General features: G+C 67.3%; 11 protein-coding genes and 1 pseudogene. 8 read left to right on the top strand and 4 right to left on the bottom strand.

The genetic code is table 11. The features are described from left to right. On the top strand, positions 1 to 1,386 hold a 1,386-nt coding region (locus tag VJS38_RS11170), incomplete at its 5' end, for an efflux transporter outer membrane subunit (protein WP_324088223.1). 24 nt (positions 1,387 to 1,410) lie between these two features. Here the strand turns inward: VJS38_RS11170 and VJS38_RS11165 are convergent. Next, a complete protein-coding gene (locus VJS38_RS11165; protein ID WP_324088222.1) occupies positions 1,411 to 1,965 on the bottom strand; it encodes a hypothetical protein in 555 nt (184 codons plus the stop codon). A 179-nt stretch (positions 1,966 to 2,144) separates the two neighbouring features. On the opposite strand from VJS38_RS11165, the gene VJS38_RS11160 reads away from it, so the two are divergent. Then, positions 2,145 to 3,038, top strand: coding sequence for a hypothetical protein (locus tag VJS38_RS11160; RefSeq protein WP_324088221.1), 894 nt, complete (start codon positions 2,145 to 2,147; stop codon positions 3,036 to 3,038). Positions 3,039 to 3,163: 125 nt separating this feature from the next. Here VJS38_RS11160 and VJS38_RS11155 read toward each other — a convergent pair whose 3' ends face one another. The 3 genes from VJS38_RS11155 to VJS38_RS11145 form a co-directional block, all read right to left on the bottom strand. Further along, complete coding sequence (locus VJS38_RS11155; RefSeq protein WP_324088220.1) at positions 3,164 to 3,496, bottom strand: type II toxin-antitoxin system PemK/MazF family toxin; 333 nt, start codon at positions 3,494 to 3,496, stop codon at positions 3,164 to 3,166. After that, a complete protein-coding gene (locus VJS38_RS11150; RefSeq protein ID WP_324088219.1) occupies positions 3,484 to 3,681 on the bottom strand; it encodes an antitoxin MazE family protein in 198 nt (65 codons plus the stop codon). Before VJS38_RS11150 ends, VJS38_RS11155 begins: the two co-directional genes overlap by 13 nt. A gap of 286 nt (positions 3,682 to 3,967) precedes the next feature. Next, positions 3,968 to 4,204, bottom strand: a complete 237-nt coding sequence (locus VJS38_RS11145; RefSeq protein WP_324088218.1) for a hypothetical protein — start codon at positions 4,202 to 4,204, stop codon at positions 3,968 to 3,970. A 333-nt stretch (positions 4,205 to 4,537) separates the two neighbouring features. Here VJS38_RS11145 and VJS38_RS11140 point away from each other — a divergent pair, with 333 nt between their 5' ends. From VJS38_RS11140 to VJS38_RS11115, 6 genes and pseudogenes are all read left to right on the top strand, one after another. After that, on the top strand, positions 4,538 to 4,717 hold the full coding sequence (locus VJS38_RS11140; RefSeq protein WP_324088217.1) for a hypothetical protein: 180 nt from the start codon (positions 4,538 to 4,540) through the stop codon (positions 4,715 to 4,717). A gap of 52 nt (positions 4,718 to 4,769) precedes the next feature. Then, positions 4,770 to 5,117 (top strand): hypothetical protein, encoded by a 348-nt coding sequence (locus tag VJS38_RS11135; RefSeq protein WP_324088216.1) that lies wholly within the window; start codon positions 4,770 to 4,772, stop codon positions 5,115 to 5,117. Between the two features lie 478 nt (positions 5,118 to 5,595). Further along, positions 5,596 to 6,060 (top strand): hypothetical protein, encoded by a 465-nt coding sequence (locus tag VJS38_RS11130; protein WP_324088215.1) that lies wholly within the window; start codon positions 5,596 to 5,598, stop codon positions 6,058 to 6,060. Positions 6,061 to 6,502: 442 nt separating this feature from the next. Next, positions 6,503 to 7,534, top strand: coding sequence for a hypothetical protein (locus VJS38_RS11125; protein WP_324088214.1), 1,032 nt, complete (start codon positions 6,503 to 6,505; stop codon positions 7,532 to 7,534). A gap of 964 nt (positions 7,535 to 8,498) precedes the next feature. Further along, positions 8,499 to 9,473, top strand: a complete 975-nt coding sequence (locus tag VJS38_RS11120; RefSeq protein WP_324088213.1) for a sensor histidine kinase — start codon at positions 8,499 to 8,501, stop codon at positions 9,471 to 9,473. Positions 9,474 to 9,677: 204 nt separating this feature from the next. After that, a pseudogene (locus tag VJS38_RS11115) lies at positions 9,678 to 10,496 on the top strand (hypothetical protein); the annotation flags it as partial.

The raw sequence follows: 10,496 nt of genomic DNA, 5'->3' as shown, positions 1-10,496 counted from the left end.
TGCTCGCTAGCGCCGGCGTATGCACCGCCGACGGTCGCGACGCCCGCAGCCTTCAAGGAGCAGGGACCCTGGACCGAAGCCGCGCCGCAGGATGCGGCGCCCCGCGAGGCCTGGTGGAGCGCCTATTGCGACCCCCAGCTTGACCGGCTGGAAGCGCAATTGAAGGGCGCCAATCCCACACTGGCCGAGGCGCTGGCCCGCCACGACGGCGCGCGAGCCCTGGCGCGCGAGGCCGAGGCCCTCGGCGCGCCGAGTCTCGGCATGGGCGCTCAAGTCAGCCGCAACCGCCAGTCCGACAACCGCCCGCTGCGTGGGGCGAACCAGCCGGACCTCTATTCGGCGGACACCCTGGGCGGCTCGATCGGCTACGAGCTCGACCTGTGGGGTCGCCTGCACAACCTCGCAGCCTCGGGCCGCGCCGAGGCCCAGGCCAGCGCGGCGGACCTAGAATCTGCGAAGCTCAGCCTCGCGGCCCAACTCGCCGACGACTACGTCCGGCTGCGCGCGCTGGACCGCGAAACCGCGCTCACGCGCAACGCGATCACCGCCTATAGTCGTGGCCTGGACCTGACGCGGGCCCGCTACGAGGATGGGATCGTCTCCTCGCTCGACGTTGGGCGAGCGGAGACTCTGCTTCAGTCGACCCGCGCCGAAGCCGCGGACATCGCCGCCCAGCGCGCCATCTACGAGCACGCCATCGCCGCGCTGGTGGGGGAGTCCGCGTCGAGCTTCGCAATCGCGCCTGCCGATCTCGACCTGAAGCTGCCGCAGGTGAACGCCAGCGTGCCCTCGACTCTGCTCGAGCGTCGGCCCGATGTCGCCGCGGCGGAGCGGCGCGCGTTCGCCGCCAACGCCCGTATCGGCGTGGCCCGAGCGGCCTTCTACCCACAGATCGACCTAGCCGCGGCCGGCGGGTGGCAGAACACGGCGCTCGCGAACTGGCTCACCCCCGGCAACACCTATTGGATGCTGGGGCCGCAGCTGGCGCTCAGCCTGTTCGACGGCGGCCTGCGCCGTGCCCGGGTGCAGAAGGCACAGGCCGACCTGCGCGGCGCCAATGCGGTCTACGAGGCGGCGGTCCTGCACGCCTTCCAGGAAGTCGAGGACCAGCTTGCCACCCTCAACCACCTCGGCGAGGAGGCCCAGGCCGAGGACGCCGCCATCCAGGCCGCCGCCCGAACCCAGGCGGTCGCCCAGACCCGCTATGAGGAGGGCGCTGTGAACTATCTGGAAGTGGTGACGGCCCAGACCGCGGCCCTCGACGCCCAGCGCCGAGGCGTCGAAGTCCGCAGCCGCCGGCTGCAGGCCACGGTCAACCTCGTTCGCGCCCTCGGCGGCGGATGGACGGGGGCCGCCGCCAGCGGCCGGCTCGTGGCCGCCCGGTAATTCGCACGCTTCTCCGGGACGACCTTAGTCGGCGGGATGTCGGGCCGCGAACAGATCAGAGTCCAGGTCGGCGACGCATTGCTGGAACGTCGGCTCCGCCGGGTCCAGCCCGATGTCTGCGCACGCCAATTTTTCTCGGCTGGAAAGCTCGATCTTCTTGCCTTGCTCCGAGGAGGGGGGGTGCGTGACGGAATCCCTTCCGAATGACGCGCGCGCCGCGGTTGGAGCGGCGCCGAGTTCACAGAGGCTGAGCGGGAGCGAGCCCGGCGCGTTGCCGGCGGCAAGGCAGTCCTGCCGGACCTGGCCGATCTGCACTGCCTTAATCCTCGCGCCAAGGGAGCGCGACAGGCTCTCTTCGCATACATAGTAGTCGTAGTATGAGCCGTCCGGCAGGCGCGCCACCATCCCGCAAGCGCTTTCGACCTTGGCCATCTCCGCTTGCGGCAGGTGACCCAGATTATAGCTAGGTGTGGCGGCGCAAGCCGCACAGGTCGCAAGCAAAATCGCGGACGCGCTGAACATCGCGGCCCACTGGCGTGTCGCCAGGGCTGAGCACGCTCCTGATTTCAAGACGCCCACGGCAAAATCTCCAAGACCTTCAGCGGATATGAAGTGTCGATGGATTGTGTGTCGGCGCCCCAAGGCGGGCGTTACAGTGAAATATCTTTCACTCGCATAATCTGTATTTTCCCGTGAAAGGCCCACGTTATGTAATTCGGTTACATATCGGGGGCGACATGAGGAAAGCGGTCAGCGCCGTGAGCGCGGCGCTTGTGATTTCACTCGGCCTGACGGGCGTGGCCAAAGCGGATGACGCCGCGCCTGCCGCGGCATCAGACACGGCAAACACCGGGGCGACGACGAAGGGAAGCTGGGTCGATCGCTGGTTCGCGATCGTGGCGCAGGCCCAGGCCAGCCAGCCGCACTGGATCACGCCCGTCGCCACGGTCACGCCCCGGCTTGAGCAGGAGTTTCGCTTCGACGCCGGATTTCAGCAGGCCGGCAACGGCGCGCACCTCGACAACTACGGGATGGGCAAGGGCCTTGAGATCATCCCCACCACGAGCAACGAGATCATCCTCAACCTGCCTCCGTACGAGACCCGCAGCGTCAAGAAGCCGGCGCAGGGCTTCGGCGACGATCCCGTGCTGCTGATCAAGCAGCGCTTGATCAGCGCCAACGAGCAGAACGGCAACTACATCGTCACGGGTTTCTTCGGTGTCCAGGCTCCGACGGGTGCGACCGCCTTCACCAACGACGCCTGGGTGATCACGCCGACGCTGGCGGCCGGCAAGGGCTGGGGCCGCTTCAGTATCCAGACGACGCTGGGCGCGGCCTTTCCGTTGTCGCACGAGGACCAAATCGGCAAATCGATCATCTCCAACGTGGCCTTCCAGTACCACGTCGGCGAGGTCTTCTGGCCAGAGTTCGAGGTCAACACGACCCACTGGACCGACGGCCCGCGCGGCGGCAAGACCCAGGTGTTCTTGACCCCGGGGGTCGTCTTCGGCCGCTTCCCGATCGCTGGCCGGCTCAAGGCGATCGTCGGCGTGGGCTACCAGGTCGCGGTCGCGCCGAAGCTGACGACGACCCCGGCGCTGACGCCGACCTACGACCGCCAGCTGATCATCACGACGCGGCTGGCGTTCTAGCGCAGACGTGCGCAGGCGCGGGGGCGTCTTGGCCAATGGCCCGCGATTCAATCCGCGAATGCGTCGCATTCGCGGATAATGGAAATTATGCGAAATAAGGCTCAGCTTGAGGCCGGTTTGCGCGCTCAGCCCAGGCCGAAGAACAAGGCCAAGGCGCCATTAACCGTCAGCAGCGTCGACTGTTCCAGGTGACCGATGACTCCGCCCACCTTGCTGCGATGCAGGGTCTGCGGCTTGTCCACCATGATCTGCGAGCGCTTGGCCAAGCCATTCTGGAGGCTTGGCTCGATGTCGACGCGCAGTAACGGCGCGTCAAGCAAGGTGCTGGTGATCGGCAGGACCGTCACCCCTGGCAGCGCCGCGAAATGGTCGCTCTGCACCACCAGCGCCGGGCGCGGCTTGCCCTGATCGCCTTGCAGCGCCACCGTGACGAGATCACCTCGTTTCAGGGCGTCCACCCGGCCGTATCTGCGGCTTCTTCCCAGGCCTCGTCGAAGGCGCGGCTCTCGGGAGACTCCGAGGCCCGGATGAGCGCGACCTGGCGGGCGCACGCTTCGTTGAAGCCTGCCACGCGCGTGTCAGGCACCCAGAACTGGACAGGCCGCAGTCCCGCGGCCTTCAGCTTGTCGCGCCGCCGCTGCACTCGCGCGGCTCCTGAACGTGCAATCGCCATGCGCTACATGTAACGCCGCAGGCCCGCCAGCGCTAGGGGTTGAAGCAAGCTTGAGCCCCAGCTTCGACCGAAGCCAATGAGATCCCCGGCGAAGGAAACTTTGAACGACGCTACGCTTGCATGGCGACCGTCGGCCGCGCCGCGATGTCGGCGCTCCCACTGCACGTGTACCGGCGCATGTGTGCCGGCCCGGTAGCGGCGGCTGCGCCGCGGCCGTCGTTTGCCAAAAGGGCGAGGAGAACCTAGGCAGACCGCCCTATTGCGAGCGCTGGATCGCGACTACGTCTTGCGCCACCTGGGCATCGCCGGCGGCGGCGCGCATGTAATCGTCCAAAAGGCGAGACCAGTAGTTCGCACTCGCATTGACGAGGTCGCCCGGCTGTCGGGCGTGCGCAAGTTCGCTCCAGTAATCAGCCACCGCGTGACCGCGCCGACTGAGCAACTCCAGATGCCGAGCCTGAACGGCCAGGGGCAGCGCGGCCGCGTCGGCCAAGGGGCTCTGGCTAGGCGGCTGCCCAAAACTGCGCGGCTCAGCCGCCGCCCGGACCGTCGCTCGTTCAACTCGCTGCTCTGAGCGTGGCTCCCGCCACGCAGCTTGGGGCGCCTCCCTTGCTCCGGCACGCGGACCGGCTCCGCTTTGTGCCTCATCCATCACTCATCTCCCGTCTGGCCCGCCAGCCCGCCGGAAGATCAATCGATCTGCATGGCGTTTCGGCGAACGCCGGCCTCGAATTTACTGTGGGCGCGGCCAAAGTGATGCGTTCCTGTTATGTACGTGTGCGGACCGTCCGGCCATTGGAGCCGGCGCGTTCCAACCAGGAGCGTCGTGGCCGAACAGGCGAAGATCCTGGCGCAAGCCGCCGCCGAGTTCCTCGCAGCGGAAGCGAAGCAGTTGCGGGGCAGGCCGACACATGCGGTCGCGCCGGGCCCTTCCGCCGGCGCCGGGGAGGCTCCGAACGTCTTCGGCCAGCCGATTCCGCGCGGATACCCCATCCCGGCGCTCTGAAGCGTCACCGAACCTGCAGGCTGTCGGCACGTTCTGTTCGGCGGAGGCCTGCATGCTTCGACCCCTGATCATCGTCTTCATGACCTGTATCGCCCCAGCGGCGCTCGCGGCGGAGCAGCAAGCGGCTGCGTCCCCGACAGCAGTCGGGCCGCCGGGCTCCAAGCCCGCGCCGCCTGCTCCGGCCTTTCCGCCCGGCGCCCCCGTTATCGACCGGACGGGCGTCCAGGTCGGCGTCGTTCAGTCCGCGGCCGAGACGCGGGAGGGCGACATCAACGTGGTCGTCAAGATTGACGGGAAGCTCGTCGGCGTTTCGCCCTCCACGCTGAGCCTGACCCGCGACCGCGTCGTGAGCTCGCAGACGAAGGCGGAGATGCTTGCGAGCGCCGGCGCACCGCGCTGAATTCTGAGCGGCGCCAGCGCGGACCTGCGGCAGCCCAGATGGGGCCTCACCTCTTTGCGGAAACGAAGACGACCCCTCCGGTTTGAAACTAGGACTCGGGCCTCCGAAGGCCGAGGGGCCTGGGTCAGCAAGCCCCCGCGTTCGCGCCGGATGCGGGGGCTTGGCGCATCTGAGCCCGCCCGCACCCGACCGCCAGGCGGCAGCCTACCGGTCTGGACTACGCCTGCGGCCGGCCCGTCGTTCCGCGATACCCCGCCGACGTCTCCTTCGACCCAGTGCACGAAATCCGCCGGCCGGAGCGGCGCGTCCTGAATGATCCGCGCTCGACCACACCAACGGGGGCCCGTTCATCTGGCATTCATAAAGTATTTCTCAGCCAGCCAACGAACGCTTGAGACTGCATGGCGGTATCCACTCCCGGAACCCGAGACGTCTCTGGGTGTTCGTTCGGACCAGGGACGCCGAGAGGAGAAACATCATGCGCATTTCCACTGCAATCCTTGGCCTGAGTTCTGCCGTCTCTATTCTGGGCGCGGGCTTTATGACGCCAACCATGGCGAGTGCCGATACTGTCACCAAGACCTATGTGGCGTGCAATCAGGACGGCTACTGCTGGCGGGTTCACGAACGGTACGCCTACCCATCGGACCAGAAGATCGTCATCCACGAGGGCAGCTGGTACGAGGCCCACCAGAACGACGAGCACGTGCACTGGCTGAGTGACCCGGCTGATGATCGTGGCTGGTATGTGAAGGACGGAAGCTGGCACGGGGATCCGGGCCTCCGCGCAGCGAAGGGCGGCATTGCAGGCGCCAGCGTCGGCGCCGCCATCGGCTGCCTCGCGACACTTCCCGCCGGCTGCGCGCCGGGCGCTGCAATGGGCGCCGCGATTGGCGGCGGGACGGGTGTCGTCGCCGGCGCGGCCTCCACTCCGCACGACTGAGAACGCGCGAATCGACGCGAGTAAGGCTGTGCAACCTAGCGTCAACTTCGGCGAGGAGGTCCCGGGAATGTCCTGGGGCCTCTTCTCGGGTGTGGTCCTGCCGCGAGAGAAGTGGTGCTGACGCCATAGGCGTCACTGTTCGCGGAGGTCGGTCGCCACCGCTTAGGCGGCCGAGGGTTCCCTCCTCGGAACAGAGCCGTGGCCGCGTCCACCTCGCCGCCACACTCCCTGCCACTGGAAACGTCCGCTCTCGCGGCGCCGGCCACGCAGCCACCTGCGCCACGGACCTTGAAGCCGCGGCCGCACGCGGTCCGCGAAGCAGGAACCGCCAATGTTTTCCGACCGTTCGGGTCGGTATGATCACTGGGCGCTCAATTGGCGCACGGAAGTCCCCCCAGGCTCGGCGAAAGGGGCCTGATGGGGCCGGTGGGAGCAGGCTCCCTTGGCCTTTCATCAAGGCGGCGAGGCCGCAGGGGCCAAGCACCTTGCCGAGGGCGAGCTTTCTGGTTGCTGCGACGCTCGCACCGTTCTCCTGATGATCGCCGCTCCGCCGGAAGCTTTGGCGCATCCGCCCAGGCGCGACTGTTGTCACGTGGCCGCCGGAACCCCCGTCGAGGTCGAGCTGGTGAATCAGGTCAGCAGCGCAGTTCAAAAATCCGGCGACAAATTCGCCGTTCGCCTGGCGGCGCCCCTGATCGTCAACGGCAAGGTCGTCCTGCCTGCAGGAACTCCAGGAGTGGGCGAGGTCCTCCAATCCTCGGGCCCGCAGATCGGCGGCAAACCCGCAAAAATGGTCCTCACGGCCAGTCACCTGACTTACGAGCATCGTCGGATCGCGCTCAATGCGCTGCAACTGGCGCGTCCCGGCTCCAACAATTCCAAGACGTCTCAGCTCGTCGGCTTGTCTGGAATGGCGTTCGGGCCGCTGCACATTGTCGGGATCGTCGTTCCGGGCGGAGAAGTCGTCTTTCGGCCCGGCACCGTCGCCACCGCCAAGGTGGCAGCCACGATCACGCTGCCGCCGCTCGAAGCCGCGTCGGCGCGCGAGATCGCCGCGACGTCACACGCGACTGACGCCGTGGCTCAAGAAACTGTGGGGCCCATCGCCATCCCACCGCCGCCACGAGGACAAGGTCAGGTCGTCTTCTTCCGTCCGAAGTCGGTGCTCGGCACGGGTCAGTGGTTCAACGTCCGCGAGGGCGACCAGCCCTTGGGCAAGCTCACCAATGGCGCCTACTTCGTCCACCCGACAACGCCCGGCGTCCACACCTACACTGCGAAGCTAGAGCCCGAGCTCAAGGACCATCTGACGCTGAAGGTGGATGCTGGCGAGACCTACTTCGTCGAAGGATTGCTTACCGGCGGCCTTGTGATCGGCGCTGCTGACCTCTCCCCCGCCAGTCGGGACCGATTCAACGCGGCCGCGAAGGATCTCAAGCTGGCTTCCAAGGAACGCGACGCCAACCGGCGCTAAGCTTCGTCGAGGAGCCAGCGCGATCGACGCCCAAGGCGCGCGCCCCGCAAAGTTTCGACGCATCCGTCAAAAGCGAGGGCCGCCGCGCCGTGCGACGCTACACTCGTATGTGCGGATGCCCCTCCGCCCAGAGGCCCGATCGCCCTCCCCTCGGACGCCCCACGTGATCGGGCCTCGTTGGCCCCCACCGCGTTTCGTCAGTTGAAGTCGCGAGAAATCCGCCGACGACGCTGACGCGGTCGCGCCTCACCCGTTTGCGGCACGCGACAGCCTATCGCTCACACGTATAGGAAACCCTCGGCTTGTGTCAGGGCCGGGGGCCCAGCGGAGCGCTACCGATTCCGCCTGTGGGAGCGAAGGGCGGCCTGCGCCGCCGCCGGCCATTTAGACTGCGGAAATCCATATAGGTTCCGCGGGTTTGGCGGCGCGCGCCGTTGTGTGGCATCTAAGCAACCGATAGGTCGCGCAACAGTCGTGTCGGCGATTCAATTCCAAAATTCCGCGTCTGGCCTGGTCGCAGTCAGGATGCGCTGATGCTCGATCCATACCGAAACCTCACAGCAACCGGGCACTCCGGCCAGGAGCGCAGTGACGTGGTCCGCTACGACTTCGGGCTCGAGCGAGACAGGACCCTCCAAACCCAGCCAAGCTCCGTTCTTGGCCGCACAATGAAACGTAAAGGCTAGGCGTTCGGTCGTCTTACGCTCCATTTCTGCCTGCAGGCGGGCGGCGCCCCCTGTGAAGCAGACACCATCGCAATTCGCCGGGTCTCACATGGTTGCGTCGCCAAGCACGACCGTGCGGCTCGTCGCGAGGTCCTCGTCCAGTCCATTTCGGCCGACGCGCCTGGTCGGCACGCCCGCAACGGCCCCGCCTTAGACCGAGGAGCCTGAGAACGGCGCGAAGTTGCGATCAAGCTTGAGTGCGTAGGTCCGCTGCATGGCCTGCAGGAGCCGAGGGAGTCATGCGGCGACTGGTTCCACGAAGGCCGCTGGTCTGGTGGCTGGGGACGATGATTGCGGCGGCCGCCGTCACCTCGGCCTGGGTGATTCGAGCGGCGTTGCACGGCCTGGTCGCCGATCAGGCCCCCTACCCCACGTTCGTCTTGGCCGCCGCGTTCGCCACGATCTTCGCCGGCTGGCAGAATGGACTTGCCACCGCCGTGGTCGGCGGATTTCTCGCCAACGTGAGCTTCGTTGCGCCGCCCGGCGTGCTGCATCTGTCAGGCGCGCCGAGGATCGCGCTGGTCGCCTATTTCGTCATCTGCGGGGTCTTCATTTGGATCATGCAGAGCTTCACCACCTCGCACCGCGCGGCGCTGGCGCTGAACGAGCAGTTGACGATCCTTGGCCACGAATATCGGCACCGGATCAAGAACCTGCTGGCCATGACCCAAGCCATCATCCAGCAGACCGGCCGCTACACGACGGACATGCCGGAATTCCAGGACAAGGCGGTAGGGCGCCTCCAGGCCTTGGCGCGCGCCCAAGACCTCCTGTTGGAAGGCCAGGACGCCGGCGTCGAGCTTCGGGAATTGATCGAGCGCGCGCTCGGTCCCTTCGATATCGAGCGGCGGCTGGTCTGGCCGATGTCGGGTCCAAGCGTAAGGGTTCGGCCGGACTCGGCGGTCGCCCTCGCCCTCCTCCTGAACGAGCTCGCCACGAACGCCACCAAGTACGGGGCCTTCTCGCTACCGCAGGGCCGGCTCAAGCTGGCGTGGGTGATCCAACCGGGCTGGGTCGTCATCGAGTGGCGGGAGACCGACGGACCGCCTGTCGGTGAACCCACGCGCCGCGGCTTCGGATCGCGTCTGTTCGAGCAGGCGATGCCCCGCGCCAGCGGCCGGGCGACGCTCACCTTCGAACCCGAAGGCCTCCGGTGCGAGATCCGACTGGCCTTGCCGAACGGCTCAGGCGACGCCGGCCAAAGGGAAAACTGAGGACTGCTCGGGATCACGCCATCATAGAGATAGCCGGCGAGGTTGCCCGAGGCCGTCGCAAGCGCGCCCTCCCGCACTACGTTGCCGACCCGCATGAGAAGGCGGAAGCTGCAAAGGCGAGCGGACGGTGCTGACGTGGCGCGAAGCAGCCCTCCCCACGTGGCGCCCAGCGGACAGGCCTCCGCCCTGAATTGGAGGAACGTTGTGCCCATCAGCCAAGACATCCTTTACGGGGACTCGACGACGCCGCTCGCGGACCACGATCGCGCCGGCGACCAGCAACTCGCAAACTTCCCCGAGATCGTCGGAGACGCGCCCGCCATAGGCGGGCAGGCCGCCGGCGGCGCCGACACCTTGACCGCCCCGGGCGCTGGCACCCCGTTCTTGATCGGCGATGCGCTCACCATCGCCGGTCACGGCCAAGGCGGTGACGACGTTTTCCTGGTCGCCCCTGGCGCCAGCGTCGCGGAGACCGCCTACGGCGACGCCGAGACCATGAGCGGCCACGCGCGTGGCGGCGCGGATCAGATCACGGTCGCCGGGGGATTCGACGCCGTCGGCTACGGCGACGCCTTCCTCATGACGGACCACGCCATCGGCGGAAACGATGTCCTCACCGGATTCGTCAGTGGGCGCGGTCAGCCGGTGCTCTACGGCGATGCGCAGACGATGAGCGGCCACGCACAGGGCGGCGACGACACCCTCACGGCGCAGGCGGGAAGCGGCGGGGTGATGTACGGCGACGCCTACACGCTCAAAGACCGTGCGCATGGCGGCGACGACCTGCTTGTCGGCGCCCCAAATCTCACCGGCGCTGATCCTTATCACCCGAACAACAGGATGTATGGCGACGGCCAGGAGCTGCTGGGCGACGCCCACGCCGGCAACGACACATTGGTCAGCGGCCTGGGCAGCCCAGACCTGATGTGGGGCGACGCCGCGGTCGTGGGGCCGAACGCGGTCAGAGGCGACAACCTGTTTGTCTTTGCCCCGCAGAACGGCCACGACCAGATCATGGACTTC

Origin of the sequence: Phenylobacterium sp. (genome assembly GCF_035276905.1) — a bacterium.
Classification (GTDB): Bacteria; Pseudomonadota; Alphaproteobacteria; order Caulobacterales; family Caulobacteraceae; genus Phenylobacterium.
Note: the sequence above shows the minus strand (reverse complement) of the source record. Positions and strands in the feature narration are given on the sequence as shown.

Coding starts and splice junctions, on each gene's coding strand:
- VJS38_RS11135 (WP_324088216.1), top strand. CDS start 4,770: ATGCTTCGACCCCTGATCATCGTCTTCATGACCTGTATCGCCCCAGCG.
- VJS38_RS11130 (WP_324088215.1), top strand. CDS start 5,596: ATGCGCATTTCCACTGCAATCCTTGGCCTGAGTTCTGCCGTCTCTATT.
- VJS38_RS11120 (WP_324088213.1), top strand. CDS start 8,499: ATGCGGCGACTGGTTCCACGAAGGCCGCTGGTCTGGTGGCTGGGGACG.